The sequence below is a fragment of the Parafrankia discariae genome (assembly GCF_000373365.1).
Classification (GTDB): Bacteria; Actinomycetota; Actinomycetes; order Frankiales; family Frankiaceae; genus Parafrankia; species Parafrankia discariae.
Genome location: NZ_KB891212.1, coordinates 67,022 through 93,280 on the forward strand (window position 1 = coordinate 67,022; position 26,259 = coordinate 93,280).

The window sequence follows — 26,259 nt, forward strand, 5'->3', positions numbered from 1 at the left end:
ACCGTAGGGAATTCACCGGCCGGACGCGGTACCGAGTCGCCGGAAACCGTGGTTTCGTGGCCGCAAATCCCGCCACGGGGGGTACGCGCGGCTCAGCAGCCAGGGAATTCCGGTCGTGGCGACCCAGCGCAGATGGTCCGCGGTTCCCGGCGGCGGGGGCACGTGCCGGGGGTCCGGCAGGTCACCGACGGCCATCCCGGTCTCCCGCAGCCGCTCGGCGAAGGCCCGTGCGATCAGGCGATGCCCGTGCGGGCCGGGGTGCACCAGGTCGACGTCGAAGGCGCAGCGCCGCCGGACGGCCGGGTGCCGGCCGAGGTCGACGACGAGCACTCCGCCGTCGCGCGCGGCGGCGGCGTCGACCGCCGCGTTGAGCTGTCCGACCCGCTCGGCGAGCAGCCGCTCGATCGGGCCGGGCAGCGGCAGCAGACCACCCGGATCGGGCAGCCGCGCGGTCAGGACGACAATGCCCTCGGCGCGCAGCCGGCCGATGCTCCACACCAGGTCCTGGCGCAGCCGCAGCGGGTCGAAGGCCGGCTTGAAGACGTCGTTCATGCCGGCGACCACGCAGGCCAGGGCGGGCCGCAGCGCCAGGGCCACGGGGAGCTGGCGGACGCGGACGTCCCGGGCGGTCGCGCCCGTGCGCGCCAGGTTCTCGTAGTGGACGTGTCCCGGCGGGGCCAGTGCCGCCGCGAGCAGCGCCGCGAAGCCGCGGCCGGCCAGTGCCCCCGGCCGGCGGTCGCGGCCCATGCTGACCCCGTCGCCCAGGCCGGCGGTGAGACTGTCGCCGAGCGCCACGAAACCGAGGACGCCGTCCGCCCGGACCAGGGGGGGCGACCCGGCACGCGGGTCGTCGCCCACGACGATGGTCGTGGCGGCGGTCACGGCGGTGGTCACGGTGGTGCCGCGGTGTCAGGCCGCGAGAGGGCCGGAGACCGGACCGGCCGCCGGAGCTCCCCCGGCCGCCCCGGCGCCGGTGGTGGCGGTGGCAGCCGTCGGCGTGGCGGGGACGGGGGCCGGGACGGCGGTCGCGGGGGCCGCGGCGGGCAGGTCGTGGCAGCGCAGGAAGCCGTCGATGGTGGCGCTCCACGGGAACAGCTCGGCGCGGGCCCGCGCGGCGTCCCGCCGCCGGTCGGCATCGATCGACAGCAGGTCGAGGGCCGCGTCGGCGAACGTGAACCCGGTGCCCGCGGCACTCGTCCCGGCGGCCCCGTCACCGGCCGGGTCGGCGACGAGCTCCGCGAGCGCGCTGGCGTGGTGGACGACCGGCGCCGTCCCGCTGGCCATCGCCTCCAGGGCGGCCAGGCCGAACGTCTCGATCGGGCCCGGGGCGAAGGCCAGGTCGGCGGTCGCGAGCAGGCCGGCGAGCCGCCGCGGGTCGGCGACGAACCCGAGGAACGCCACCGGCAGGCCCGCGGCGAGGCGTTCCAGGCGGGTGCGGCTGGCCCCGTCACCGGCGATGACCAGACGCACCGGCACCCGGCGGCGCACCAGCTCGGCAACCGCGGCGAGCGCGATGTCGACCCGCTTCTCGGGGGAGAGCCGGGTGGCGGCGACGATCAGGATCTCCCGGTCCCGGGCGAACGCGCGGCGCAGGGTGCGGTCGTGGTTGGCCGGCTGGAAACGGTCCAGTTCGACGCCGAGCGGAACCTGGCGCAGGTTCCGCGCGCCGATCCGGACGAACTCGGTGGCCGCCCACCCCGTCGTCGCGACCACCGTGTCGAAGCCCGCGGCGAGCGCCCGGTTCGACCGGTCCGCCGCGGCCCGGACCGGCAGCACCCCGCGCAGCGGAGCGGGCGTCCACAGGCCCAGCAGGCGGTCGAGCCGCTCGTGGCTGACCACGAGCGAGCGGACGCCCTGACGGCGGGCCCACCGGCCCAGCGGGCGCAGCGTGGCCCGGTCGTGGATCTCGATCCGGTCGGCGTGCTCGCGCTCCATCACCGCGGCCACCCGCCACGGCTCGGCCAGCACCCGGTAGCCGGTGCCGGGCAGCAGCGGTGCCCGCAGGGTGATGATCCGCGCGTGCGCGGTGCGCTCCTCCCCGTCGGCGGCGCCCGGGACGATCTGCACCACCTCGTGGCCGGCCCCCGCGTACCCCGCGGCGAGGTGCCGCAGCGTCGTCCGGATGCCGCCCGACGCCGGCGCGACGAAACTCGCCGCCTGCACGATCCTCATCCTGGCCACCCGTCGGTCGTCGCGGTCACAGTCGCGGTCGTCGCGGTCAGCGCCGGCCCGGCGGTCCCGGCCGCCCAGGCGGTCCCGGCGCTCCGCGGGCCGTAGGACCCGCGGTGGGCCCGGGTGAGCCGGGCGGGCAGGCGGTGGCGCCGCCCGGCCACCGGCCGCGCGGTGCCGAGCACGTCCCGGTAGTGCCCGAGCAGCTCGTCGCCGATGGCGTGCCAGTCGCAGCCGGCCACCGAGGCGCGTGCCGCGCTGGCCAGCCGGGCCCGCAGCTCGCCGTCCTCGACCAGCCGGGTGACCTCGCGGCGCAGCGCGTGCGGGTCGCCGGGGGTGTAGTGCAGGCCGGTCCGCTCGTGCTCGATGACGTCGAGCAGCCCCCCGGCCGCCGGCCCCACGACCGCGACCCCGCTCGCCTTCGCCTCCTGCGCCGCCTGGCAGAACGTCTCGTGCGTGCCGGTGTGGACGAAGACGTCCAGGCTCGCGACGGCGGCCGACAGATCGGCGCCGGTGTGGAAACCCAGGAACGCCGCGCCCGGCAGCGCCCTGGTCAGCGCCGGCCGGCAGGGCCCGTCGCCGACGATGACGAGCCGCGCCCCGGGCAGGTCGGCGATGCCGGCGAGCAGCTCGACGCGCTTCTCCCGGGCGAGCCGTCCCACATACCCGACGAGAACCTCGCCGTGCGGGGCCAGGACGGCCCGCAGCCGCTCGTCGCGGTGGTCGGGGTGGAACCGTTCGAGGTCGACGCCCCGACTCCAGCGGGCGACCCGTTGCACGCCCTCGGCGAGCAGGGTGTCCACCGCGTCCCAGGACGGGGCCAGCGTGCGGGTGGCCAGGCGGTGCACGCCGGCCAGCCAGCGCCAGATCGTGCGCTCGGCCGCCGAGAGCCCGTAGCGGGTCGCGAAGGCCGCGATGTCGGTCTGGTAGACGGCGATGCTCGGCACGCCCAGCCGGCGCGCCGCGTAGGCGGCCTGGGCGCCCAGGCCGGCCGGGGCGGCGAGGTGGACGATGTCCGGGCGGAACTCGCGCAGCGCGGCGGCCAGCCCCGGCCACGGCGTCGCGAAACGGAACTCGGGGTAGCCGGGCATCGGCGCGGACGGGCTCCACAGCACCGGCGCTCCCGCGTAGCTGCGCGGCGCGGTGCGGCGGGCGGCCGGAGCCGGCGCCGGGGCGACGACGAGCGCCTCGTGACCGGTGTCGCGCAGATGCTCCAGCACCCGGCACACCGAGTTCGTCACGCCGTCGACCTGGGGTAGAAACGACTCACTGACCACGGCGACTCGCACACGAGCACGGTGGCAGCGACCAACGCCCAGGCGAGGACCACCATCCGTCCACCGCGTAAACATTCGGACACAGATTGGTGCGGTGGGAACTCTTCCAGGTGTCGGATCTCGCGACGGGGATCGTTGTCTCGCCCGCGCCCAGGTGGGCAGGATGTCGCCAGGAGGGGACGACCGTCCGCTCCGGATCCTCGGTGATGGGCGTTGAGCGGGCAGTGGGAACTGACTGTGGGCAGGCGGCGGGAACTGTGAGCGGGCGATCGGCGTGAGGTGGCGGCGGGCCGAGCCCGTGCTGATCACCTCGGCGGAGGAGGCCCGGCCGGAGGAGATCCGGCGCCGGGAGCAGCGCTACATCCTGACGATGCTGGTCCGGGTGGTCTGCTTCGTGCTGGCCGTCGTCGTGTTCACCGGATGGCTGCGGATCGTCGCGGTGGGCCTCGCCGTCATCCTCCCGTGGATCGCGGTCGTCGTCGCCAACGGCGGCCCGGCGCACTCGGACCGCCGGCAGGCCGGCTTCGTCCCGAAGACCACGACCGGCGACGAGCCCCGCACCCTGGCGCCGGGCGGCCACCGGATCGTCGACGCCGACGTGCTGGACGGCGACGTCCAGGACGGCGCTGTCCAGGATGGCGATGTTCCGGACGTCGCCGTCCCGGACGGTGACGTCGTTGACGCAGGCATCGTGGACGGCGAGGTCGTCGACGACCGGGTGGTCGACGGCAGGGTCGTTGACGGTCGGATCGCCGATGGTGAGGGCCGGCCGGGCCACTAGCCTGGCCGGTGTGCTTCCGCTTGAAGGTGTGACCGTCGTCAGCCTGGAGCATGCCGTGGCGCTGCCGTTCGCGACCCGGCACCTGGCCGAGCTGGGCGCACGGGTGATCAAGGTCGAGCGTCCGGGGCGGGGGGACTTCGCGCGTGACTACGACCGCGCGGTGCGCGGTGGGATGTCGGCCCACTTCTCCTGGCTGAACCGCTCCAAGGAGTCGCTGACCCTCGACCTGAAGGCCCCCCGGGCCCGGGCCGTGCTCGACCGCCTCGTCGGCCGGGCCGACGTGGTCGCGCAGAACCTCGGGCCGGGAGCGGCGGCGCGTCTGGGCCTCGACGCGGCCACCCTCGTCGCCCGCCGTCCCGAACTCGTCGCGGTGGACCTGTCCGGCTACGGCCCGACCGGCCCCTACCGCGGGCGGAAGGCCTACGACATGCTCGTCCAGGCCGAGGCCGGCCTGATCGCCGTCACCGGGAGCCCGGACCACCCCGCCAAGGCCGGATTCGCCGCCGGTGACGTCGCCGCGGGCAGCTACGTGATCCAGGCCGTGCTCTCCGCGCTGCTGCGCCGGGGGCGGTCGGGCGCCGGCGCGGCCCTGGAGATCGCCATGCTCGACGCCCTCACCGAGTGGATGGGCTTCCCGGTCCAGACGGTCGAGCACACCGGGGTCGAGCTGGCCCGGTCCGGGATCGGCCACCAGTCGATCGCGCCCTACGAGGCGTTCCGGACGGCTGACGGCGACGACGTGCTCATCGGCGTCCAGAACGACGGGGAGTGGGCGAGGCTCGCCCGGGGCCCGCTGGGCCGGCCCGACCTGGCGGACGACCCCGCGTTCGCGACGAACCAGGCCCGCGTGCGCAACCGGCAGCGCACCGACGCCGTGGTCGCCGCCGCCGTCGCCACGCTGGGCACGGCCCGGCTGGAGGCGGGCCTGGCCGCGGCCGGGGTGGCGTACGCCCGGGTGAACACCGTCGCGGGCCTGCTCGCCCACCCCCAGCTCGCCGCCCGTGGACGCTGGATCGAGGTCGGCTCCCCGGTCGGCCCGGTGCGCCAGACCAGGCCGGTGGTCGAGTTCCCCGGGGAGGACGCCCGCCTCGACCCGGTGCCCGCCCTGGGCGAACACACCGACCGCATCCTCGGCGAGCTCGGCCTCGACGCGGCCGAGATCACCGACCTGCGAGCCGCCGGCGAGATCTGACACCCCGCCGGAGCGGCCCGGCCCCGACCCGCCACCGGCCATCCGGCACCAGCCGCCAGCCGCCGGCACTGGGCGCCGGCCGCACCGCTTTCTGGCACGCTCGGGCGGCATGAGCTGCGTCAGGCGAAGGCCCTGGGCGGGCTGCTGGCGGCGGTGGACCTGACCGTGCCCGCGGACATCCCGGCGACCTTCCACGGCCGGGACGTCTTCGCGCCGGCGGCGGCCGCGCTGGCCACGGGCCGTCGCGCCCGGCGAGCTGGTGCTCTACCTGGATTCGGGTGGTCTGGTCGCGGTGGCCCGCCGGGACGGCGACGCGGCGCGCGGTCTGTGGCTGGCGCCCGGGGACCGGGTGATCATCACCCCGGCCTGAAACCGTTGGCCCGGCCCGGCGCGGGAACAGGCCGGCGCGGGGCCGACGCTCAGCAGAAGCCGGGCGTGCCGTACCAGGCGGCCGGCGCCTCCGGGACGTCGTCCCGTCGCACCGTGCCCTCGATCCGGCCGTAGGGACGGTCCGCGGCCAGGTAGACGGTGTTCGGGTTGTCCAGGCCGAACGGTTCGAGGTCGACCAGGAAATGATGCTTGTTCGGCATCGACATGCGAATCTCGGCGACTTCCGGGAAAGCGGTGAGGGCCGCCCCGCCCATCTGGTGCAGAGTCTGTTGCAGTGCGAGGCTGTGCTCGGCCGCGAAGGTCTCGACGAGTGCGCGCGGTATCCCGGTGGCCAGGCGGGCGAAGTCGACACCGGACATGCCCTCGGCGTCCAGGTAACGCCAGCGCGCCGTGACCTCGGTGGCGAGGATCCGATCAGACGTCTCGGCCAGGGTGGTGTAGCGGTCGCGCGGGAATCCGTGGAACTCCGAGCCGGTTGACTTGAGCACGACCAGCCCGGCGAGTCCGGACACGGCGTGGACGGCGTCCGCCTCCACCGTGACCACGGTCGTTCGCGTTCCGCGTCCCGACCGGACGAAGGAGTGGTCGTGTTCCCGCCCGTCGACCGTGATCCTTTCCCATTCGTGTCGCTCGATCTCGATCCGCGCCCCGGTGACCCAGTCGGCGGTGGTCGTGAAATGCCGGCCCAGCCGGATCGCGAACTGTTCGATCTCGCCTATGCCGCCGTCCCGGGCGAAGGCGTACACGACGTTCTTCTGCGTGTCGGTGGTGAGAACGTGGCTGTTGTCGCCGCGGAGGTGGGCGGCGGCGAAGTCGCCGCGCAGCGCGGTGGAGACCGTCAGGTCGGTGATCCGGTGCGCCGGTGCGGACCGGTCCACGTGGACGAGCCGTACCTCGGCCTTGCCGTACTGGTTCGGCCCGAGAACGATGGCCATGAGCACCTTCCGTGATCGAGCGGAGCGCGCCGGGGCCGACCGGCCGCGGTGGCGCCACGGCCCGGCCCCGACCGCCGGACGCCCCATTCTGGTGTGCCCGCGGGTGCTGTTCGGTTGGGGGACCGTTTCGGTGCCGTTTCCCGATCGGGCGCGGCTGATCTTTTCTCGTCGTGCCCGCCGTCCCGGCGGATGGCCGTCGGGGGGCGGGTGTTCGGGTACCGGACGGTGGGTCGCCGCCGGCCCGGCCGCGACATGGCACGAAAGGCTGACTTCGTTCCGTGTTTTTTCCGGCACTTATCGTCGCCATCGCTGTCTGATTACCGACAATGTTGCGGCGAGGGGCTTCCGTGTCCGGCCCGGTGCGGCCTCGGCGCGCAACGTCGGATAAGAGTCGTGCGTCGGATCAACCGGCGTGGGAGGGGTTTATGGCAGCTAGCCGGAGAGTGTCGCTCTCCGCAGTCGAAGTATTGACGAAAAGTAGTTGTCCGGCGAGTGTGCTGGGGTTTTCCCGTGATCGACGGGACGTGGTTCTGGGTCGTGGGTACGGTCCGCTCGTGAGTGGTCGAGCGAGCGCACATTCTGTTTCCGAGACGTCGCTTTCCGTGGCGACATCGCGTTTCGTCGTCCCCGCACTCCGTGCGGTGTCCGCAGGTCACGGCGGCCCGCTGTCCGGTAAGCCGCGAACCGGCGCGATGCGTTGCCCCGCCTCACCGGTTCGGTCTTCGGAAGTAGGCCACGCATGTCCCGCTCGATGACGAGCTTGATACGCGCGCCCCGAGGCGCGGTCCCGTCCGTCTCCGATCTCGGTTCCGATCAGGGCCGGGCCGCCGACCGCGGGCGGGTGTCCGCCGCCCGAGGGTGGCCGGTCCGCCGCCGACCGCGAGCCGAGCGAGCCGAGCGGTCCGCCGGGATCGTCCGGTCGAGGCTCGCCGCGGCCTCCGGTGCGCTCGCCACGGCCGTGGTCCTGGCCGCCTGCTCCTCCGGGGGAGGTGGCGGGGGCACCGGCGCGGCCCCGAACGAGCCGCCGCGCCCGGCCGCACCGACCGTGACGGTGACCCCGGCCGACGGCGCCGCCGGCATCGCGCTCACCGAGTCGATCGTGGTGAAGAGCAACGCGCCGCTGGCCTCGGTGACCGTGGCCCGTGGTGCGAGTCCGACGGAGAAGACCGACCCCGGCACGCTGGAGGGCACCTACTCCGCCGACCGCCGGACCTGGACGTCCGCTGGTGGGCTGTTCTCCGACACCCGCTACGACATCCAGGCGGCCACCGTGGCGGCCGCGGGGGTGGACGGCACCAGGAACATCACGTCGAGCTTCACCACCGGCATCCCTGACAAGGCGTTCAAGGTGTCCTGGGAGCCGGTCGCCAACCAGACTGTCGGGGTCGGTGCCCCGATCAGCCTGACCTTCAGCGCTCCGGTCAAGGACCGCGTGGCGGTGCAGAGCCGTCTCGTGGTGAACGCGGACCCGCCGATCCTCGGCGCCTGGAACTGGATGTCGGACCGGATGGCGGTGTGGCGTCCGCAGCAGTACTGGACGCCCGGGACCAAGGTGCACGTGGAGGCCAACCTCGCGGGCTTCGACTCCGGCACCGGCTGGATCGGGGTCAAGGACCGCTCGATGGACTTCGCGATCGGTGCCGCCCAGATCAGCAAGGTCGACGCGGCCACGCACGTGATGCAGGTGTTCCAGAACAACCAGCTCGTGCGGACCATGCCGATCAGCGGTGGCAAGCCCGGCTTCCTGACCATGGAGGGTCCGCACAACGTGCTGGGCAAGGCCCCGATGGTGATCATGGACTCGGCGACGGTCGGCGTGCCGAAGGGCAATCCGGATTACTACTACGAAGAGGTGCAGTGGGCCGTCCACTACACCAGCGGTGGGCAGTACGTGCACTCCGCTCCGTGGTCGGTGGGGTCGCAGGGCCGGGCGAACGTCTCGCACGGATGCGTGAACGCGTCCCCGGCGGACGCGCAGTGGTTCTACAACTTCAGTCAGTTCGGCGACATCATCGACATCAGCAACACCGGGCGTCCGGCGGACACCTCGCAGCTCGGCAACGAGTGGTCCGTCCCGTGGGACACCTGGAAGGCGGGCAGCGCGCTGCCCGTTGACCAGCCCGCGACCAGCGGTTCGCTGGCGGGCGCCGCGCCTGGCGCGGCGCTGCCCGCCGGTCGTACCTGACCGGCGACCGGTCCCGCACCGAGGGCGGGTGGCCACGGAGAAGTCTCTCCGTGGCCACCCGCCCTCGTCGTTCGAGATCAGCCGTCCGTGATTGGCTGGACGCCGCAAGCTGGACGGGGTGACGATGGCGGACGGACCGGAAGTCGAGGCGTGGTGGATCGGACGAACCGGGACAGTCGTGCGGAACGGAAATCTCCGGGCGATGGCGGGGCAGCGCACGGCGACGGGGCGGATCAGATGAACCGGGGGGGCCTGGTGGGTCGGGAACGCCACGCGGCGACGTCGGAGGACGCGGCGACGTCGGAGGACACGGCGACGCCGGCGGGCGCACCGGTCCCGGCGGGCGCGGCGGCCTCCGCGGACGTACCGGCGTCGGGCGCGGCGGTGCCACGGCGGACAGGGCGGTTCCGCAACCCGGCGACCGGCCTGCCCAGCCTGTGGGTCGAAGCCGTCGTCCTGGTGGGCCTCTACTACGTCTACACGGCCACCCGTGGCGTGGCGGGCTCGTCGGCGGCCGCCGCGACCGACATGGGCTGGGACATCCTGCGCCTGCAACAGCACCTGCACATCGACATCGAGCTCAGCCTCAACCGGTGGCTGCAGAGCGTCCCGGCGCTGGCGGTGGCCTGCTGCTACTACTACGCGACCCTGCACTTCATCGTCACGCCGGCGCTGCTGCTCTGGATGTACCGCCGTCACCCCGGCCGCTACATCAGGGCCCGGTGGGCCCTGGTCTTCACCACCCTGATCTCGCTGTGCGGCTTCTTCCTGTTCCCCACCGCCCCGCCTCGGCTCCTGCCCGGAACCTCCTACGTCGACACGATGTCGCACTTCGAGGGATGGGGCTGGTGGAGCGGCGGCGCCAGCGCCGCTCCGGACGGCCTCGAGGGGCTGGCCAACCAGTACGCGGCCATGCCCTCGCTGCACTGCGCGTGGGCGCTGTGGTGCGGCTTCATGCTGGCCCGTTTCGCCCGCACACCTCTCGTCAGGGTGCTCGGCTGCCTCTACCCCGCCGCGACGGTGTTCGTCGTGATGGCGACGTCGAACCACTACATCCTGGACGCGGTCGCCGGCTGGGCGGTGCTCGGCGTGAGCACACTGCTCTCGCTGGCCATCACCGCCCGGAGCCGACGCCGAGCGGCATCAGTTCTTCCGGCACCGGCACCGGCATCGGGTTCAACCCCAGTCCCGGCTCCGGCTCCGCCTTCGACCCCGACCCCGGCTCCGCCTTCGACCCCGACCCCGGCTCCGCCTTCGACCTCGGCTCCGGCCCCCACCTCGGTTCCGGTTCGTGCCCCGGTTCCCTCGGCGGTCGAGGTGGCCGCCGAGCCCGCGGCCACGGCGCCGGCCGAACGCCGGGCCCCGGTCGGCGATGGTCAGGCCACAGCCGGCTGATCGCTGGTTGGGGGCCAGGCTCCTCGCCCTTTGATTTCTTCCTCGCCGTCTCGGGGTCGATTTCGGCGGATTCTTGCCTGAAAGGGCGAGAAGGAAAGCAAAGGGCGAGCGGTCTGTCTGCCTCGACAGAGGTTTTGTCCGGTAAATAGTGGTCTGGGACTGGCTGTGGCGATCGAAGATCGCGGCGGTCGGGGGCTGAAGATCGCGGCGGCCCCCCGTGGCGGGCTCGTCGCGTGCTGGCGCGAAGATCGCCATGGCTGGTGGTCGGGTGGCTCGCCGGTACTGCGCCGGCCGGCCCGGTGGTTCGGCCCCTCGGTGGCCCGGTCGCTCGGTGGCCCGGTCGCTCGATGGCCCGTGGCCTGTGGCCCGGTCCTTCGGTCGCCTGCCCCTTCGGTGACCGGTGGCCCGGCGGCCTGCGGTGGGTGGCGTTCCGTGGCCGTCCGATCGATAGTTTTTCTGTCGCCTTCCCCCGGTGCGTCCCCGGTGTCGGTGATGTGCGAAAGTTGCTCTGCGCTGCGATGATCCGTGCCGTTTGGGCGGATTGCCGGGCGTCCGGTCGGGTCGGTGTCGCGCCCCGGTGGGCTCCTCGTGATCCCGCCCACGGGGCAACAGATCGTCCCGTCCCGCGGTCCAGTCCCACAGTCCCGTCCGACAGGCCTGTCCCATCGTCCCGTCCGACATCGAGCACGGAGCATCCATGTCCTCGCCCGCGGTGGCGTTCCCGCGGCGCCCCCGTCTGGTGGCGTTCGCCGTCTCGTTGATCATCGCCTGGCTGCTGCTCGGGCTGGTGGCACTCTGGCTGCGGCGTGGGCCGATCGAGGACGACCTGGCCGGCCGGGCGGCGGACGCCGTGCGTGTCGCGGGCGCCACCCAGGTGCGGGTCAGCGCCGAGGGCCGGGAGATCGTGCTGCACGGCCGCTTCGACAGCGCCGAGGACGCGCGTCGGGCGCGGGCGGCGGCGGCTGTCTCGGGCAGCGGCTCCGTCCGGCTGGCGGCGGACGCCGTCATCGCCTCGGAGCCGGCGCGGCCCCTCGTCGTCGGGGTGGAGCGCGGCGGGCGGGAGGCCTCAGGCGTGGTCCTGAGCGCGACGGTGCCGGACAGCGCGACCCGGGCCGCCCTGCTGGGCGCGGCGGCGGACGCCGCCGGCGGCGTCGTCTCCGCGACGGTCGCGGTCGACCCTCGGGTCGCGACGCCGGCCGTGGAGGCGTTCGGTGACGTGACGAAGGCGTTGGGCACCGGGTCGGGTGTCCGCTCGGTGACGATCGACGGCTCGTCGGTCGTGCTGGTGGGCAGCGCCCCCGACGACGCGGCGCGGGCATCGATCGGGGCGGCGGTCCTGGCCGCGGCCCGGGAGTCGATCCCCGGAGCGTCCCTGGAGAACCGGCTCGCCGTCGGCTCGGGTACCACCGTGGCCCTCGACCCGGCGACGGGCGAGATCGTCCGGCCGGCCGCACCGGCCGCACCGGCCGCACCGGCCTCAAGCGCCGCCCCGGCCCCGGCGACCGCTCCGGCGCCGGCCGCCGCTTCGGCGCCGGCCGCCGTGCCGGCACCTGCCCCGGCGCCTGGCACGACCGGCGGAGCCGGGCAGGGCCCCGCCGGTACCGCGGACGGCACCCGGGCGGCGCTGCGGGCGGCGCTCGACGGGACCGTCCTCACCTTCCCGGTGGGCGACACGGCACTCGGCTCCTCGACGCGCGCCGGCCTGGAAAAGGTGGCCCGTGCGCTGCTGCCCGGCGACCTGACGGTGATCGTCGGCGGGCACACCGACAGCACCGGTCCGCGGGCCCTCAACCAGGCGCTCTCGATCGACCGGGCCCGCGTCGCGCGCGAGTACCTGGTGCTGCGGGGTGTCCCCGCGGAGCGGATCCGCGCGGCCGGCTTCGGCCCGGATCAGCCGATCGCCGACAACGCGACCACGTCCGGCCGCGCGGCCAACCGGCGGGTCGACGTGACCCCGGTCGCCGACTGAGCCTCCCGAGCACCGCCTCCCGAACACCGCGTTCCGGCTACCGCCGCACGCGGGAGGTCCGCCGTCCGCGGGAGGTCCGCCGTCCATCGGAGGTCCACCGGACGTCCGGCTGACCTCCGGCGATGACGGAAAGTGGACGTGTCGCCGCACATCGGGATGTCGGCTGTTCGTGAACCCATGCCGTCCCGGCGGGTTGGTGGGCCCAGGCGTGGTAGGTAGTGCCGTATGGGCGACTCAAGTATGGGGCTACACGAGCCGGCGGACGCGCTCACGCCCGGCGTCGTCGATCGCCACCGGGCGATCACGTCGCTGATGGAGGAGTTGGAGGCGGTCGACTGGTACGACCAGCGGGTGCAGGCGGCCACCGATCCGGAGCTGGCCGCGGTGTTGGCGCACAACCGTGATGAGGAGAAAGAGCACGCGGCAATGACGCTGGAGTGGCTGCGTCGCCGTGACCCGGTCCTCGATTCACAGCTGCGCACGTATCTGTTCACCTCGGTTCCGGTCACGGAGGTCGAGGAAGAGGCGATGAGCGCCGAGGGATCCGACGGCGACGCCGCCGTGCGCGCCACGGAGCCGGCGGACGGCTCGCTGGGGATCGGAAGCCTGAAAGGTGTGAGCGAGTGAACCATCTTCTGCGTGGGCATGCGCCCCTGAGCGAGGAAGCCTGGAAGGTCGTCGACGAGGAGGCCCGTTCCCGCCTCACGACGAATCTCGCCGCCCGCAAACTCGTCGACTTCGCCGGACCGCACGGGTGGGCCTATTCCGCCACGCCGATCGGTCGGGTGACGGCGCTGCAGTCGCCGCCGAGCGAGGGCGTGCGGGCCCGGCTGCGCCGGGTACTGCCCGTGATGGAGCTGCGGGCGGTGTTCTCCGTCGACCGCGGTGAACTGGACGCGATCGACCGTGGCGCGGACGACATCGACCTGTCGGCTCTGGAGGAGGCGGCCCGCCGGGTCGCGACGACCGAGAACTCCGTCGTCTTCCACGGCTATGCCGAGGCGGGGATCGTCGGCATCACCGAGGCGTCGTCGCACCCGGTGCTGGAGCTGGGAGCCGACACCGACACCTACCCGCGCACGGTCGCGAAGGCGGTCGCCCTGCTGCGCCGGGCGGGCATCGGCGGGCCGTACGGGCTGGCCATCGACCCGGATGGCTACACCGCGATCCTCGAGGCCACCGAGCACGGCGGCTACCTGCTGCTCAACCATCTGAAGCAGATCCTCGACGGCCCTGTGGTGCGGGCTCCGGGGGTGCGGGGCGCGGTGGTGCTGAGCCAGCGCGGCGGTGACTTCATCCTCGAGTCGGGCCAGGACCTGTCGGTCGGCTACTCCGCGCACACCACCGAGGAGGTCGAGCTGTACCTGGAGCAGAGTTTCAGCTTTCGGGTCACCGAGCCCGACGCGGCGGTGGCGCTGGTGCCCAACACGGACCGCCCGGCCAGCCAGACCTGAGTGGTCGTGCCTGAGCGGTCGGGCCTGACGGGTCAGGCCTGAGGCGTCAGGCCCAGGTCGCCGGGCCCGGGTCATCGGGCCCGGGTCATCGGCCTCGATGGTGGCCGCCGGTTGTGCGCAGCGTTCGCGTGGTGGCGAATCGCATGCCCGGCGGTCACTGTCGGTCGTGGCTGGTTGCGGTTGGTGTGTGAAGTGGGTAAGGCTCTCTTGCGTCCGGTGCCCGTTCCGTGGCACTCTATCGATAAGGGAAGCCTTAGCTAAGCCTGATCCTCGGCGCAAGCCTGATCGCGAGGCGAGGAGTTCCCGGAACGGCGAATATCGTTTGCCGGCGGCTCCAGCGCCGGCCAGTCCGGGCGTGGTGAGGTGCGGTGCTGGTCTGCTCATGCTTTGCTGTCTCCGACCGGACGCTACGGAGCGTCATCGCGTCGGGCGCCTATGACGCTGACGAGATCGGTGCGAGGTGTGACGCCGGCACGGGATGCGGCGGCTGTCTCGAGGAGATCGACGAGCTGCTCGACGAGGCGATGCCGCGTCGGCGGCGTCCGGTTGCCAGATCAGCCTAGTGACCCACCGGGGCCTCCTGGGACGTGATCTCGGTGGCCCGGAGTGGATCTCCGTCGCCGGCCGCGGGGCCTCCCGCACCGCTCGCGCGGCTGGAGCGCGAGTTGGTCGGGTCAGTCCGCCATGCCGGTGACGGCATCGCCGCCGGATGTCGGCCGAGCCGTCCCGGGGGCGGCTTCGGGTGACCCTCGCGGAGGTAACCGGCGGTGCGTGGCGACGAACAGATCGTCGAGAGCCTGAACGCTGTTCTGACGAATGAGCTGACAGCGGTCAACCAGTACTTCCTGCATTCGAGGATGCAGCGTAACTGGGGCTACAAGTACATCTCGGAGCACTACTACCACGAGTCGATCGATGAGATGAAGCACGCGGACAGGATCATTCACCGTGTGCTCTACCTGGGCGGACTGCCCAACCTTCAGCGGCTGCACACACTGCGCATCGGTGAGACCGTGCCCGAGCAGCTCGAGCTCGACCGCACCCACGAGACGAACGCCGTCGACACGCTGCGCGAGGCGATCGTGCTGAGCCGGACGAAGAACGACATCGGCTCGGCCGTGCTCCTGGAGGAGATCCTCACCTCTGAGGAGGAGCACATCGACTGGCTCGACTCCCAGCTCGAGCTCATCTCCCAGCTCGGCGCGCCCGAGTACCTCTCCCAGCAGATCCGCGAGGACTGAGCCGCCCGCCAGCGGCGGACATCCGTTGTCCGCGGGCGCACCGTCCGGCTCCCGGCGGAGCCGGACGGTGACGGTCGGGTCGCGGGGCGCGAAGCGCGAACGGCGGCGATACGCCACAATGCCCCGGACCACACCCGAGTGCGTCCGTGGCGGCGGCCGCGCCGGGTAGGCCACCTGGATCGAGGACGGCGAGATTGAGCGACAAGGGCGCAGCCCGGCCGGCGGAGAGCGAAGGGGCGCGGACCGTGCCCGGCCCCCGGGATGACGATCATTCGGGTGGCACGGCGGCCCCCGGACCCGCCCCGTCGGCCGACGGGGCCGTGCCCGCCGACGGCGTAGTGCCTGCCGATGAGGCCATGCCCGCCGATGAGGCGGCGCCCGACAACGCGGCGCCCGGCCGGTCCGACGTGCGCGGGCTCGGGGCGGGTGAGCCCTCATCCGGGGAGTCGGCCTCGGCGGGGCTCGACGGAACCGGCGGGGGCGGGGGGAGCGGCGGGGGCGGGGGCCGCGCGCGGCGGCCGCGGATTCTCTACGTGTTCGCGGGCCTGGCGGTGCTCTGGCTGCTGCTGGGCATGTTCGGCGGCCAGTACCAGGCCAGGCTCGCCGAGGTGCAGAAGAACGACAACGCCGCGTTCCTGCCCGGGTCGGCCGAGTCGACCCGGGTGGCCGACGAGTCCGAGAAGTTCCGGTCCGTCCAGACACTGCCGGGATTCATCGTCTACCAGCGTGAGGGCGGCCTGACCACCGCCGACAAGGCGAAGATCGCCGCGGACGCCGAGGCGTTCCGCGCCGTCCCGGGCGTCGACCCGGACCAGTCCGCCGCTCCGCAGTTCTCCGTGGACGGTACCGCCGCCAACGTCGCCGTCCCGCTCGTCGGCAAGAAGGGCGACGTCGAGGTCACCGGCGACGAGCTGGTCGACGTCGAGAACGCGGTCGTCGACATCGCGAAGAAGGACGTCCCCGCCGGCCTGGCCGTGCACAGCGCGGGGCCCGGTGGCCTGCTGGTGGCCTTCATCGAGGCGTTCGAGGGTATCGACGGCGTACTGCTGCTCGCCGCCGGCCTGGTCGTGATCGTGATCCTGCTCGTGGTCTACCGCAGCCCGGTGCTGTGGTTCTTCCCGCTCTTCAGCTCGGTGCTGGCCCTCGGCGTCTCAGTACTGATCATCTACCCGCTGGCCAAGCACGACGTGCTCACGCTCAACGGACAGAGCCAGGGCATCCTGTTCGTCCTGGTGATCGGCGCCGGAACCGACTACGCGCTGCTGCTGGTCAGCCGCTACCGGGAGGAGCTGCACACCCACGCCAGCCGGGTGGAGGCGATGATCACCGCCTGGCGCGGTGCCGCGCCGGCCATCGCGGCGTCGGCCGTCACGGTCGTGCTCGGCCTGCTGTGCCTGTACCTGGGCGAGCTGAACTCGAACAAGAGCCTCGGCCCGGTCACCGCGATCGGCATCGGCTGCACCGCGCTGGTGATGCTGACCTTCCTGCCGGTCTTCCTGGTGCTGTGCGGCCGGTGGGTGTTCTGGCCGCGCGTCCCGCGCTTCGACCGGCAGGCCGACCTGGCCAGTCACGGCGCGTGGGCGCGCTTCGCCGGCGGGCTGGTGCGCCGGCCGCGGCTGGCCTGGGTCTCCACCGCGATCCTCCTGCTGGCCTGCGCCGGTGCGATGACCACGCTCAAGGTGGACGGCCTGTCGACGACCGACAGCTTCACCAACGACCCCGACGCGATCCTCGGCCAGGAGATCTTCGACGCGCACTTCAGCCAGGGCTCCGGCGCGCCGGCGGTGATCACCGCGAACGCCGACCGCCGGGACGAGGTCATCGCCGCCGCCGCGAAGGTCCCGGGGGTCTCCACCGACCCGGGGGCGGTCTGCGTCCAGCTCGACTACGCCAAACTGGCCCGCGCGATCGCCACCGGCAGTCCGCCGATCCGGCCCGGGGCGGACGGCTGCCTGCCCGCCAGCCTCCAGGTCGGCGAGGTCGACGGGCGGATCGCCGTCGAGGCGACGATCACCCACCGTTACGACACGCCCGAGGCCTACGCCACGGTCAAGGCGCTGCGGGCCGCGCTGCACCCGATCGAGGGCGCCGACGCCCTGGTCGGCGGGCAGTCGGCGATCAACTACGACACCCAGAACGCGTCCGCGCACGACCGGAACCTGATCATCCCGATCGTGCTGGTCGTCATCCTGATCGTGCTCGGGGTGCTGCTGCGGGCACTCGTCGCGCCGCTGCTGCTGATCGCCACCGTGGTGCTGTCTTTCACCGCCACGCTCGGGGTGAGCGCGCTGGTGTTCAACCACGTCTTCGGCTTCGCGGGCGCCGACCCGGGCTTCCCGCTGTTCGCCTTCGTGTTCCTGGTCGCCCTCGGCATCGACTACAACATCTTCCTGATGACCCGGGTGCGGGAGGAGACCCTCGAACACGGGACGCGGTCCGGCATCGTCCGCGGCCTGTCCGTCACCGGTGGGGTGATCACCTCGGCGGGGGTCGTGCTGGCGGCGACCTTCGCCGTCCTGGGGGTGCTGCCGCTGGTGTTCCTCGCCGAGGTCGGGTTCTCGGTGGCCTTCGGCGTGCTCCTGGACACGATCATCGTCCGCTCCATCCTGGTGCCGGCGCTGAGCTACGACATCGGGAAGAAGATCTGGTGGCCGTCGAAGCTGGCGAAGTCGGCGGACTGACCCTCACCGGCCGCCGGGGACGCTGGGTCGTCGCGGCGGCGGTGCTGGGCTCCGCGCTGGCGTCGATCGACGCGACCGTCGTCGGCATCGCGCTGCCGGCGCTCGGGCGGGCGTTCGACGCCGACCTGGCGGCCCTGCAGTGGGTGGTCACCGGCTACGCGCTGGCACTCGCCGGGCTGCTGCTCGTCGGCGGCTCGCTCGGCGACCGCTACGGGCGGCGGCGGGTCTTCGTGGTCGGCGTGGTCTGGTTCGCGCTGACGTCCCTGCTGTGCGGGTTGGCACCGAATGTGGAGATCCTCGTCGCCGCCCGGGCGTTGCAGGGGGTCGGCGCGGCCCTGCTCACCCCGGCCAGCCTGGCGATCCTGCAGGCGTCGTTCGACGAGGCCGACCGCGGCCGGGCGATCGGCGCCTGGACCGGGCTCGGCGGGGTGGCCACGGCCGCCGGGCCGTTCCTCGGCGGCTGGCTCATCGAGGCGTTCTCCTGGCGGCTGATCTTCCTGATCAACCTGCCGCTGGCCGCCGTCGTGGTCACGGTCGCCGTGCGCCACGTCCCCGAGAGCCACAACCCCGACGTCCGCGGCCGGCCCGACCTGCTCGGCGGCGCCCTGGTGACCACCGGGCTGGTCGGCGTCGTGTTCGCCCTCATCGACGGCCCGGGCCGCGGGTGGACGTCGGCCCCGGTGCTGGTCGGCCTGGTCGGCGGGGTCGCGCTGCTGGCCGGGTTCGTCGCCCGGGAGCACCGGGCGGCCGATCCGGTGGTGCCGCTGGAGATGTTCGCCTCCCGGCAGTTCACGGCCGCGAACGGCGTCACCTTCCTGCAGTACGCGGCGCTGGGCGGCGCGCTGTTCCTGCTGCCGATCCAGCTCCAGCAGGTCAGCGGCTTCAGTCCGCTCGCCGCCGGGACGGCGCTGCTGCCGGTCACTGTGATGATGCTGTTGTTCTCCGCGCGGGCCGGCGCGCTGGCCACCCGGATCGGCCCGCGGCTGCCGATGACGGTCGGCCCCGCCGTCGCCGGCGCCGGCCTGCTGCTGATCACCCGGGCCGGCCCGGACGCGTTCTACCCGTTCGACGTCCTGCCCGGTGCCCTCGTGCTCGGTCTCGGGCTCGCCACCTGCGTCGCGCCGTTGACGTCCACCACGCTCGCCGCGGTGCCGGCGCATCACGCCGGCGCGGCGTCGGCGGTGAACAACGACGTCGCGCGCACCGGCGGGCTGGTCGCCGTCGCCGTGCTGCCCGCCCTCGCCGGGCTGGGCGGCGCCGCCTACCTCGACCCGGGCCTGTTCGACCGCGGGTTCCGCCGGGCGATGGTCATCTGCGCGCTGGTGTGCGCGGCCGGCGGCCTGGTCGCCGCGCTCGGCATCCGCAACCCGCGCCGGCCGGCCGCCGAGCTGCCCGCGGCGCAGCGGGCGTCCGCGCGGATCGGGCGGCAGGCGGCGGAGCGGATCTGCTGCCCGCTGGACGCACCCGGCCTGCGGGCCACCCCGGGTCCGCCGGCGGCTCCGGGCGGGTCCGCCGGCTGACCCGGAGTGGAACACCGGCGCGCCCCGTGGTTGGCTCTGGACAATGGACGACACGAAGATCTTCGAGCGCATCGACTCCCTGGTGGCGGAGGAGCACGAGCTGCGCCAGCGGCGCACCCGGGGCCAGATCGACGCGGACGCCGAGTCCGACCGCCTGACCGAGCTGGAGCAGACCCTCGACCAGTGCTGGGACCTGCTGCGCCGGCGCCGGGCGGCCCGCTCGGCCGGCGAGGACCCGGACGAGGCCCGCGCCGGCTCGGGCAACCAGGTCGAGGGCTACCTCCAGTAGATCCCGCTCCACCAGGTCGTGACCCGGGTTCAGTCGTCGTCCCCGGAGCGGCCCCGCCGGTCGCCGTGGCCGTGGCCAGCACACCGGCGCTGATCGGCACCGCCGCGCGGCGGGTCCGCAGGCGCTCCCGCACCTGCCGGGCGGACGAGCGGGGGTCGATCCCGCTGGCCGTGTGAACCTCCTGCGTGCCGCACCGGCTGAGGCGGGCCGCCTGGTCGCGGTGCCGTCCGGCGCGTTCGCCTGGCACTGAGGTTCGCGCCGATCATGCCGGGGCCGCGCTTGCCGGACGCTGAGGGACCGTTAAGGCACCCGGCTCCGGGCTGCCCCGCCCGGCCGGAGGAAGGCGACGGTGAGCAGCAGGCCGACGGCCATCAGGACGGCGCCGCCGGTCCAGGCGAGGTGATAGCCGGCGGTGAGCGCTGCCCCCGGCCCGGCGCCGCCGTCCGCCGCGTCCCCGGTGCGCCCCGCCGCCAGGGTGGTCAGGACGGCGAGCCCCAGCGCCCCGCCTACCTGCAACGTGGTGTTGGCCAGGCCGGAGGCGAGCCCGGCGTCGTCCGGCGGCACCCCGGTCATGCTGAGCTGGGTGAGCGCCGGCAGCGTCAGCCCGCCCCCGCACCCCAGGACGACCGCGACCGGCAGGATGTCCGTCGGGTACGCCGCGTCCGGCGCCAGGCGGGACAGCAGCCACAGGCCGACGCCGAGCAGGACCAGACCGGGCAGCAGTACCAGGCCCGCGCCGAAGCGGTGGGCGAGCCGCCCGGAGAGCCCGAGCGAGAACGCGCCGATCGTCGCCGCGATCGGCAGGAACGCCAGGCCCGTCTCGGCCGGCCCGTAGCCGAGGACCCGCTGCAGGAACAGCGCGAGCACGAACTGGAACGCGAACAGCCCGCCGGCCATCAGCGTCTGGACGACGTTCGCCACGGTCAGTGCCCGGGAGGAGAACAGCCGCGGCGGCAGCAGCGGGTGCGCGGCCGTCGCCTGCCGGACGGCGAAGGCGGCCAGCAGCGCGAGCGCGAGCCCACCGAGGCCGACGGTCCGAACGGAGGCCCAGCCCGCGTCGGCGGTGCCGACGATCGCGTAGACGCCGAGCATGAGACCCGCGGTGACCAGCACCGCCCCGGGCGCGTCCGCCCCGGCACGCAGGCCGAGCCCGCGCTCGGCGGGCAGCACCCGCAGCGACAGCGCGACCGCCACCGCGCCGATCGGCACATTCACGAAGAAGATCCAGTGCCAGGTCAGCGTCTCGACGAGCAGCCCGCCGGCGAGCAGGCCGATCGACGCCCCGGCGGCACCGACGAAGCTGAACACCCCGATCGCCCGCGCCTGCTCCCGCGGCTCCGGGAAGGCCACCACGATCATCCCGAGCACCACCGACGACGACAGCGCCCCGCCGACCCCCTGGACGAACCGCGCGGCGATCAGCAGGCCGGCGTCCGCCGCCAGCCCGCAGAGCAACGAGGCCACGGTGAACACCACCAGCCCGGCGACGAACACCCGCCGGCGGCCGACGAGGTCCCCGACGCGGCCGGCGAGCAGCAGCAGACCGCCGAAGGCGACGAGATAGGCGTTGACCACCCAGGCCAGCCCGGCGGTGGAGAAGCCCAGGTCATCCTGGATGGTGGGCAGCGCTACGGTGACGATGGTGCCGTCCAGGATGACCATGAGCATCGACGCGCACAGCACGATCAGCGCGAGCGGCCGGGAACCGGCGGCCCGCGGGGCCGCCACGTCCGGCACCGGGGACGTCCGCTCAGGAGCAGGCGGGTTCGCCGCGGTCTCCGCCGGTGATGAGAAGGGCTGGGACATGGACTCTCCTTGGGGCATCGTTTGTAACTGACGCCACGGGATGTTCCGGGGATCATGTTCTGTGACCATGCTGCGGCAGCGGCCGGACCAGCGGAAGAAGGCACTTTCATGTCCCAGCGGCACACGGATGTGACCGTGGAGCGGCCACCGGCGGTGCAGCCGTCGCCCGCCGAGGTCTGTGGCGAGCTCGCCCCGGCGATGGTGGAGGCCTGCCCGATCATGGAGGTCCTCGACCAGGTCAGCGGCAAGTGGAGCATCGGCATCCTGGTCGCGGCCGCCCAGGGGCCGGTTCGCTTCACCGAGCTGGAACGCACCGTCAACGGCATCAGCCGGCGGATGCTGACCCTCACCCTGCGCCGGCTCGAACGCGACGGCCTGCTCGTCCGCAAGGTCTACCCGACCGTCCCGCCGAAGGTGGAGTACACGGCGACGGGCGCCGCCCGCGAGCTGTTCGGCCCGCTGACCGCCCTCACCGAGTGGGCCGAACGACACCGGACGACCATCGCCCGGGCCCGCCGCGCCTACGACCTGGAGAACGCCGAGAGGAATTCCACGGCGAGCTGAGACCGTGTTTTCCCTGGTAGCTGCACTGGCTGAACCCTGAGGGCGACCAGGGCGGCCACCGGCGAAGCAACGGGCGCGGTGCGTCCGGGTTTGGATCCCGGTTCACCGGACATCATCCGGTTTGTGCTGGAGCTGCCCGAGTCCTCCACGGCGATAACCGTTCCTCGGTCGGAGAACGTCACCGGCCTCCGCCGTCGACGGTTGCGGATCATAGGACTGGTTGTCGGCTCCTACACGGTTCTAGCGGCTTCCGCCGTGTTTTTTGGTCTCGTCGGGATGGCTTTCGTGAGCCCGGTTCCGGGATTCTTGGCGTTCGTCGCGCTGCACTGGCGGACGCTCCAATGGGGAGACCGGAGGATACTCGCCCTGCGGGGCGGGGACCTGATTCTCGGGGATCCCGCGGAGCCGGCGGCGAGGATTCCGGTGGCGGACATCCGCCGGCTCGTTCGGCTGCGGCTCGCCCGGTCTCGCCGCGCACCCGACGCCGAGATCCTTGTCATCGAGCGGGCCTCGCGAGCCCGGCCGGGATGGACCTCCGTGGATGTCTGGGAGGAGGGACCGCTCGACGAGCTACTGGACCGTCTCGGTGCTCCCGTCGAGCACAGGACGCAGCGGATGACGCTCATCCGGGCCGCCCGATCCATCCCAGGGCTGCGGCTGCCGCTGGCCGTCAGCGATCCCGCCCTGGCCGCGGGGGTGCGTATCGCGGAGTGCCAACTGCTGATGATGCTCTCCCGGCTCGCCTTCGACGCGTTTCGCTGAAACGGCTCGGGGAGAAAGAACCAGCCGGCTGCGGCGGTTTGTCGTGACCGAACCTGGAAAGGACATCCGGCATGCAGGACACCGACGTGCTGGTCGCGGTACCCGCGGACATTGTGCGGCCTTCCCGGTCCCGGCAGCTCACAGTGATGGCGTTCGTAGCCGTTCTACTGCTGGCCCAGCTGTTCCGAACGGAATTTCGGTCGGACCGGAACGACACCGGAGAATGGATCTTCTACGGGGCGATGGCGGCTGGCGCACTGGCGGGGTACGGGTGGTTCTTCTGGCGGCAGCGGAAGATGTCGTATGTGGCCGTTGACAACGGCGTTCTCATCCGTTCCGACTGGCGAGGGCGGACCGTCCGCGTCCCGCTCTCCGACCTGCGGCAGGCCACCTTCGCCCGGATCCGCAGCTCCCGGTTCAGTTCCCGGACCGACGCCCGCCTCGTCATCGAGCGGGATCAGGCCCCACCGCTGACAATGTGGATGCTGGGCTGGGACCAGAAGGCCCTGGAACGGTTGCTGCGATCGGCTGATGTCCAGGTCCGCCGGCCGGCGGAGCCGGTGTTGACCTCCGCGCTGCCCGAGACCTTCCCGGGCATCCGGCTGTCCTTCCTCGAACGCCGGCCCGTGATCACCAGCATTCTGGTCGTCCTGGCGGTCCTGCTCCTCATCGCGGCGCTGATCGGTGTCGAGGCGCTGGTCGGCTGAGCGGCCGGCCTCGCGATCAGGGCCGCTGGGCCCGCCCGCGAGCTGTGGGGCCCGCGCTCATGTTCTAGGAGGCCTGGGCCGGCGGGCTCAGCACGAAGATGATCACGGCCCCGTCGGCGGGGCCCCCGGTGGTTTCGAGCCGGCCGCCGCTGGTCTCGGCGGCGCGGCGGGCGATGTCGAGGCCGAGGCCGGTCGAGTCGGCCCGTGACTCGCCGCGGCGCGCGGCGTCGTCCGGCAGCCCCGGCCCGTGGTCGGCGACGGTGAACTCCGCGCCGCCGTCCGGGCGCCGGGCGAGGGTCACCGCGAACGCCGTCCCGTCCGGGGTGTGCGCGAAGACGTTGCCCAGCAGCGCGTCCACCGCTGCGGTGAGCGTGTCGGCGTCCAGGCGGACCGGCGCCGGGAGTTCAGTCACCTCGACGGACAGCGGGCGTCCGGTGTCCTCGGCGAGCACCGACCAGAACGCGACCCGGTCACGCACCACCCGCGCCGTGTCGCAGCCGGGGACCGGGGCCCCCGCGCCGGCCGGCGCGGCGCCGCCCGGGCCGCCGCCGGTGCCGGTGCCGCTCGGACCGGTGCCGCTCGGACCGGTGCCGCCGGCGGCGAGCTCGTTGCGGCGCGCCTGCTGGATGAGCGCCGTCACCGCCTTCTCGAGGCCGTCGGCGGCGGCGGTGACCCGGGCCCGCCTCCTGCGGGTCGGCGAGCGCCTCCGCCTCCAGCCGCAGGGCGGTCAGCGGGGTGCGCAGGCGGCGGGACGCGGCTGACGGCCCGCAGCATCCGCAGCAGGTCCAGCCCGTCGAGGTCGGGCAGGCCGAGGTCGAGGACGACGAGATCCGGCCGGTCGTCGAGCGCGCCCCGCAGGCCGGCCATGGCCGGCCCCACCACCGCGACCGCGTGACCGGCGGCGCGGAGCGCGCGCGGCAGCAGGCGGGAGATCGCCGATCGTCCTCGATCGGCAGAAGCCGGGCCACAGAGGCCAAACTGTCCTGGCCGGAGCCGGTGACCAGGTTCTTAACCATCGCCTAACCCCGCCCCGGGGAGCCCATAACCATCGCCGAGGCATAGTCGGGGCATGCGGGTCAGGACGGCGCGAGCCGGTGGTAGAGGGCGGCGCACCACGCTCGCCGTCCTGGGCTGGTTGGTCGCGGCCGTCGCGGCGACGCTGACCGGCCTCGCGGCGATCAGCGTGATCGGTGACGGCATCACCGACCCGTCCGGCGAGGTGCTCAGCGAGGCGCGGCTCGCTCAGGATCTCGCCAGCCCGACGGCCTTGGCCTCGTCACCCGCCACCCGGCCGCCGACGGGGGCGTGAACGAGAGCCGGTCACCGGGACCGTCCGGAACCGGCCCGGCCGGGCCGGTAACGCGGCAGGATCCTGCGACACAACTCCCGGTCGGCCCCGGCGGTGCGCCCCGCGCGTTCGGCACGGTCGTCGCCCGGTGTGCCGGCTCCGAGGTCACCCTCACCGCGATCAACTCCCGCCCAGGGCTACGCCGTGCAGAGGTCCAGACGTGGACCTGACCGGGAGGCGGAGGTCAGGTCCACCGGTTCGGCCGGGGAAGTCGAAGTGAAGGTCGACTGCCAGGGCGGCCGGCCCGCCGCGAACTGGAAGCGGGACGGCCGCCACGGCGACTGAATTCCACGGATCGTACGTCTTCGCCTACTGGTTGTGGACCTTCTCGGCGACCTGCCCGACCATCGCGTTCACGATCTGCGGCGGGGTGGGAGAACCGACATTCGCGAGCATCAACGTGGACTCGACCTGGTCCTCGAGGACGAAGACAAAGGTGTAGAACACGTTGGCCTTGCCGGAGGCGTCGGAGAGCACAGCGACGGCATCAACCGCGCCCGTCGCCCCGGGCGGGAGCGTCGCCGGCTCCTCGGCGGAGACGATGTCGGCGGTGCCGCCCGGAACCGTCCCGGCTATCTCCTGGTCCAGGAACTGGCCGAGGCAGCTCGCGAAGTTGTCCTTCTCGAAGATGGCGCGGTCGGAGCCAACCACGTCGGCGGGCAGAATCGAGGCAGTGCTGCTGACCTTCGGGAAACGAGCCCCCTGGTAGGCGAACTGCATACCGCGAGCGTGGTCGAGCGCCGCCGCGTCGGTCTCGAGGGCCGTCTCGGGGATCTTGAGGCAGGCGGCTACCTGCCGCAGGTCGGCGGACTCCTCGGAATCGGGGGCCGGCGGGGTACCCGTGAATCCAGCGGTTTCCGGTCCCTCGGTCAGGACGAAGTCCTCCGCTCGCAGGGCAGATGGCGACGCCGCCGCCGACTCGGAGGTGGCAGGAGGTGCCGCCTCGGCCCGGTCATCGGTCTCCGGATCCGACCCGCCGCACCCGACGACGAGCGCCACCGCGGTCATCACACCCGCCGTGCGCATCGCCGCGACCCCCGCGCGCCCCATTGGCAAGCGGCGTGACCTGGCCTTTTCTGCCCGCTGGTTCACCGAGTTCCTCCTGTTGGCAAGTCGGGACGGTCATCCTCGGGGCCGTCCCTCCTGCTCCTCCTGCCCCGGATTCCCTTTTTTTCACCTCGAAAATCGATCGTTTCTTGTCTTGCGACATGGGTATCAGTTCGCTTGGGAAGAGCAGGAATCCGATCCCGTCACGGCCGTGACGGACCTTGTCGTATCTGGTTTTTATTACGTAGTGATGGCGAGCTCAACCCGTCAGTGCATCAACCGCTCTGCGAGAGTAGCAGGTGATTGAGTCTTTCGGCGGGTGTATCCCAGTCCAGGGTCTGACGCGGGCGGCGATTCAACAGGTCGGCGACACGGTCGAGTTCCGCCTGTGTGTGATCCGACAGGTCGGTGCCCTTAGGGAAATACTGGCGGAGCAGCCCGTTGGTATTCTCGTTGCTCCCACGCTGCCATGGTGAATGCGGGTCGCAGAAGTAGACAGGGATACCGGTCGTGACGGTGAATCGGGCGTGCTCGGCCATCTCGGTGC

The 26,259-nt window shown here is 73.0% G+C and carries 25 protein-coding genes and 1 pseudogene; 17 read left to right on the plus strand and 9 right to left on the minus strand.

What is annotated here, in order from left to right:
* Nucleotides 1-12: 12 nt before the first annotated feature.
* From B056_RS0114855 to B056_RS0114865, 3 genes are read right to left on the minus strand one after another with little or no spacing between them, the layout of a single operon-like run.
* The gene (locus B056_RS0114855; protein ID WP_051105633.1) at nucleotides 13-858 is read right to left on the minus strand and encodes an SGNH/GDSL hydrolase family protein; all 846 of its coding nucleotides are present in this window, start codon (nucleotides 856-858) and stop codon (nucleotides 13-15) included.
* A gap of 51 nt (nucleotides 859-909) precedes the next feature.
* Complete coding sequence (locus B056_RS0114860; RefSeq protein WP_018502655.1) at nucleotides 910-2,172, minus strand: glycosyltransferase; 1,263 nt, start codon at nucleotides 2,170-2,172, stop codon at nucleotides 910-912.
* Entirely contained in the window at nucleotides 2,169-3,458 is a 1,290-nt protein-coding gene (locus tag B056_RS0114865; RefSeq protein ID WP_230202999.1) for a glycosyltransferase family 4 protein, read from the minus strand. The genes B056_RS0114860 and B056_RS0114865 overlap by 4 nt, the downstream gene beginning before the upstream one ends.
* 262 nt (nucleotides 3,459-3,720) lie before the next feature.
* Here B056_RS0114865 and B056_RS0114870 point away from each other — a divergent pair, with 262 nt between their 5' ends.
* The 3 genes from B056_RS0114870 (at nucleotide 3,721) to B056_RS45765 (ending at nucleotide 5,789) form a co-directional block, all read left to right on the plus strand.
* Complete coding sequence (locus tag B056_RS0114870; protein WP_026239723.1) at nucleotides 3,721-4,227, plus strand: DUF3099 domain-containing protein; 507 nt, start codon at nucleotides 3,721-3,723, stop codon at nucleotides 4,225-4,227.
* On the plus strand, nucleotides 4,202-5,419 hold the full coding sequence (locus B056_RS0114875; protein WP_063826633.1) for a CaiB/BaiF CoA transferase family protein: 1,218 nt from the start codon (nucleotides 4,202-4,204) through the stop codon (nucleotides 5,417-5,419). The genes B056_RS0114870 and B056_RS0114875 overlap by 26 nt, the downstream gene beginning before the upstream one ends.
* 259 nt (nucleotides 5,420-5,678) lie before the next feature.
* Entirely contained in the window at nucleotides 5,679-5,789 is a 111-nt protein-coding gene (locus B056_RS45765) for an SAM hydroxide adenosyltransferase (RefSeq protein ID WP_018502660.1), read from the plus strand.
* A 49-nt stretch (nucleotides 5,790-5,838) separates the two neighbouring features.
* Here the strand turns inward: B056_RS45765 and pucL are convergent, their stop codons facing one another.
* On the minus strand, nucleotides 5,839-6,744 hold the full coding sequence (pucL, locus tag B056_RS0114890) for a factor-independent urate hydroxylase (RefSeq protein ID WP_018502661.1): 906 nt from the start codon (nucleotides 6,742-6,744) through the stop codon (nucleotides 5,839-5,841).
* A gap of 751 nt (nucleotides 6,745-7,495) precedes the next feature.
* Here pucL and B056_RS0114895 point away from each other — a divergent pair.
* The 10 genes from B056_RS0114895 (at nucleotide 7,496) to B056_RS0114935 (ending at nucleotide 19,478) form a co-directional block, all read left to right on the plus strand.
* A complete protein-coding gene (locus tag B056_RS0114895) occupies nucleotides 7,496-8,929 on the plus strand; it encodes a L,D-transpeptidase (RefSeq protein ID WP_230203000.1) in 1,434 nt (477 codons plus the stop codon).
* A 237-nt stretch (nucleotides 8,930-9,166) separates the two neighbouring features.
* Nucleotides 9,167-10,324, plus strand: coding sequence for a phosphatase PAP2 family protein (locus B056_RS36560; RefSeq protein ID WP_018502663.1), 1,158 nt, complete (start codon nucleotides 9,167-9,169; stop codon nucleotides 10,322-10,324).
* A gap of 697 nt (nucleotides 10,325-11,021) precedes the next feature.
* Nucleotides 11,022-12,293, plus strand: a complete 1,272-nt coding sequence (locus tag B056_RS0114905; protein WP_018502664.1) for an OmpA family protein — start codon at nucleotides 11,022-11,024, stop codon at nucleotides 12,291-12,293.
* Between the two features lie 225 nt (nucleotides 12,294-12,518).
* Complete coding sequence (locus tag B056_RS0114910) at nucleotides 12,519-12,920, plus strand: encapsulin-associated ferritin-like protein (RefSeq protein WP_026239725.1); 402 nt, start codon at nucleotides 12,519-12,521, stop codon at nucleotides 12,918-12,920.
* On the plus strand, nucleotides 12,917-13,747 hold the full coding sequence (locus B056_RS0114915) for a family 1 encapsulin nanocompartment shell protein (RefSeq protein WP_018502666.1): 831 nt from the start codon (nucleotides 12,917-12,919) through the stop codon (nucleotides 13,745-13,747). The genes B056_RS0114910 and B056_RS0114915 overlap by 4 nt, the downstream gene beginning before the upstream one ends.
* Before the next feature lie 368 nt (nucleotides 13,748-14,115).
* On the plus strand, nucleotides 14,116-14,310 hold the full coding sequence (locus B056_RS40660) for a (2Fe-2S)-binding protein (protein ID WP_076784700.1): 195 nt from the start codon (nucleotides 14,116-14,118) through the stop codon (nucleotides 14,308-14,310).
* Nucleotides 14,311-14,514: 204 nt separating this feature from the next.
* Nucleotides 14,515-14,988: a bacterioferritin gene (bfr, locus tag B056_RS0114920; RefSeq protein WP_018502667.1), complete on the plus strand. Its 474-nt coding sequence runs from the start codon at nucleotides 14,515-14,517 to the stop codon at nucleotides 14,986-14,988.
* Nucleotides 14,989-15,560: 572 nt separating this feature from the next.
* Nucleotides 15,561-17,669, plus strand: a complete 2,109-nt coding sequence (locus tag B056_RS0114925) for an MMPL family transporter (protein WP_035751555.1) — start codon at nucleotides 15,561-15,563, stop codon at nucleotides 17,667-17,669.
* On the plus strand, nucleotides 17,636-19,189 hold the full coding sequence (locus B056_RS36565) for a DHA2 family efflux MFS transporter permease subunit (RefSeq protein ID WP_018502669.1): 1,554 nt from the start codon (nucleotides 17,636-17,638) through the stop codon (nucleotides 19,187-19,189). Before B056_RS0114925 ends, B056_RS36565 begins: the two co-directional genes overlap by 34 nt.
* 43 nt (nucleotides 19,190-19,232) lie before the next feature.
* Nucleotides 19,233-19,478, plus strand: a complete 246-nt coding sequence (locus B056_RS0114935) for a DUF2630 family protein (protein WP_018502670.1) — start codon at nucleotides 19,233-19,235, stop codon at nucleotides 19,476-19,478.
* A 300-nt stretch (nucleotides 19,479-19,778) separates the two neighbouring features.
* Here B056_RS0114935 and B056_RS0114945 read toward each other — a convergent pair whose 3' ends face one another.
* Entirely contained in the window at nucleotides 19,779-21,284 is a 1,506-nt protein-coding gene (locus tag B056_RS0114945; RefSeq protein WP_084647161.1) for a DHA2 family efflux MFS transporter permease subunit, read from the minus strand.
* Between the two features lie 108 nt (nucleotides 21,285-21,392).
* Between B056_RS0114945 and B056_RS36570 the strand changes: the two genes are divergently transcribed.
* The 3 genes from B056_RS36570 to B056_RS0114960 all read left to right on the plus strand — a co-directional run bounded on the left by B056_RS36570 (nucleotide 21,393) and on the right by B056_RS0114960 (nucleotide 23,317).
* Nucleotides 21,393-21,848, plus strand: coding sequence for a winged helix-turn-helix transcriptional regulator (locus B056_RS36570; RefSeq protein WP_018502673.1), 456 nt, complete (start codon nucleotides 21,393-21,395; stop codon nucleotides 21,846-21,848).
* A gap of 285 nt (nucleotides 21,849-22,133) precedes the next feature.
* Nucleotides 22,134-22,610, plus strand: a complete 477-nt coding sequence (locus tag B056_RS0114955) for a hypothetical protein (RefSeq protein WP_154677043.1) — start codon at nucleotides 22,134-22,136, stop codon at nucleotides 22,608-22,610.
* Nucleotides 22,611-22,681: 71 nt separating this feature from the next.
* The gene (locus tag B056_RS0114960) at nucleotides 22,682-23,317 is read left to right on the plus strand and encodes a hypothetical protein (RefSeq protein ID WP_018502675.1); all 636 of its coding nucleotides are present in this window, start codon (nucleotides 22,682-22,684) and stop codon (nucleotides 23,315-23,317) included.
* 64 nt (nucleotides 23,318-23,381) lie between these two features.
* Here B056_RS0114960 and B056_RS0114965 read toward each other — a convergent pair whose 3' ends face one another.
* Nucleotides 23,382-23,957 (minus strand): sensor histidine kinase, encoded by a 576-nt coding sequence (locus B056_RS0114965; protein ID WP_018502676.1) that lies wholly within the window; start codon nucleotides 23,955-23,957, stop codon nucleotides 23,382-23,384.
* Nucleotides 23,958-24,064: 107 nt separating this feature from the next.
* Nucleotides 24,065-24,285, minus strand: a pseudogene (locus B056_RS46050) (response regulator); the annotation flags it as partial.
* 101 nt (nucleotides 24,286-24,386) lie between these two features.
* On the opposite strand from B056_RS46050, the gene B056_RS0114980 reads away from it, so the two are divergent.
* On the plus strand, nucleotides 24,387-24,626 hold the full coding sequence (locus B056_RS0114980; protein ID WP_018502679.1) for a hypothetical protein: 240 nt from the start codon (nucleotides 24,387-24,389) through the stop codon (nucleotides 24,624-24,626).
* A 348-nt stretch (nucleotides 24,627-24,974) separates the two neighbouring features.
* Here B056_RS0114980 and B056_RS0114985 read toward each other — a convergent pair whose 3' ends face one another.
* Entirely contained in the window at nucleotides 24,975-25,691 is a 717-nt protein-coding gene (locus B056_RS0114985; RefSeq protein ID WP_154677044.1) for a hypothetical protein, read from the minus strand.
* 296 nt (nucleotides 25,692-25,987) lie between these two features.
* Nucleotides 25,988-26,259, minus strand: a 272-nt coding sequence (locus B056_RS41940) for an IS30 family transposase (RefSeq protein ID WP_018502681.1), incomplete at its 5' end; no start/stop codon positions are given.

Excerpts from the sequence above, each read along its gene's own strand:
- B056_RS0114925 (WP_035751555.1), top strand. The coding sequence starts at position 15,561 with ATGTTCGGCGGCCAGTACCAGGCCAGGCTCGCCGAGGTGCAGAAGAAC.
- pucL (WP_018502661.1), bottom strand. The coding sequence starts at position 6,744 with ATGGCCATCGTTCTCGGGCCGAACCAGTACGGCAAGGCCGAGGTACGG.
- B056_RS0114875 (WP_063826633.1), top strand. The coding sequence starts at position 4,202 with ATGGTGAGGGCCGGCCGGGCCACTAGCCTGGCCGGTGTGCTTCCGCTT.
- B056_RS0114960 (WP_018502675.1), top strand. The coding sequence starts at position 22,682 with ATGCAGGACACCGACGTGCTGGTCGCGGTACCCGCGGACATTGTGCGG.
- B056_RS0114985 (WP_154677044.1), bottom strand. The coding sequence starts at position 25,691 with ATGCGCACGGCGGGTGTGATGACCGCGGTGGCGCTCGTCGTCGGGTGC.
- B056_RS0114945 (WP_084647161.1), bottom strand. The coding sequence starts at position 21,284 with ATGTCCCAGCCCTTCTCATCACCGGCGGAGACCGCGGCGAACCCGCCT.
- B056_RS36570 (WP_018502673.1), top strand. The coding sequence starts at position 21,393 with ATGTCCCAGCGGCACACGGATGTGACCGTGGAGCGGCCACCGGCGGTG.
- B056_RS0114895 (WP_230203000.1), top strand. The coding sequence starts at position 7,496 with ATGACGAGCTTGATACGCGCGCCCCGAGGCGCGGTCCCGTCCGTCTCC.
- B056_RS0114905 (WP_018502664.1), top strand. The coding sequence starts at position 11,022 with ATGTCCTCGCCCGCGGTGGCGTTCCCGCGGCGCCCCCGTCTGGTGGCG.
- B056_RS36560 (WP_018502663.1), top strand. The coding sequence starts at position 9,167 with ATGAACCGGGGGGGCCTGGTGGGTCGGGAACGCCACGCGGCGACGTCG.
- B056_RS0114910 (WP_026239725.1), top strand. The coding sequence starts at position 12,519 with ATGGGCGACTCAAGTATGGGGCTACACGAGCCGGCGGACGCGCTCACG.
- B056_RS0114980 (WP_018502679.1), top strand. The coding sequence starts at position 24,387 with ATGCGGGTCAGGACGGCGCGAGCCGGTGGTAGAGGGCGGCGCACCACG.
- B056_RS0114935 (WP_018502670.1), top strand. The coding sequence starts at position 19,233 with ATGGACGACACGAAGATCTTCGAGCGCATCGACTCCCTGGTGGCGGAG.
- B056_RS0114860 (WP_018502655.1), bottom strand. The coding sequence starts at position 2,172 with ATGAGGATCGTGCAGGCGGCGAGTTTCGTCGCGCCGGCGTCGGGCGGC.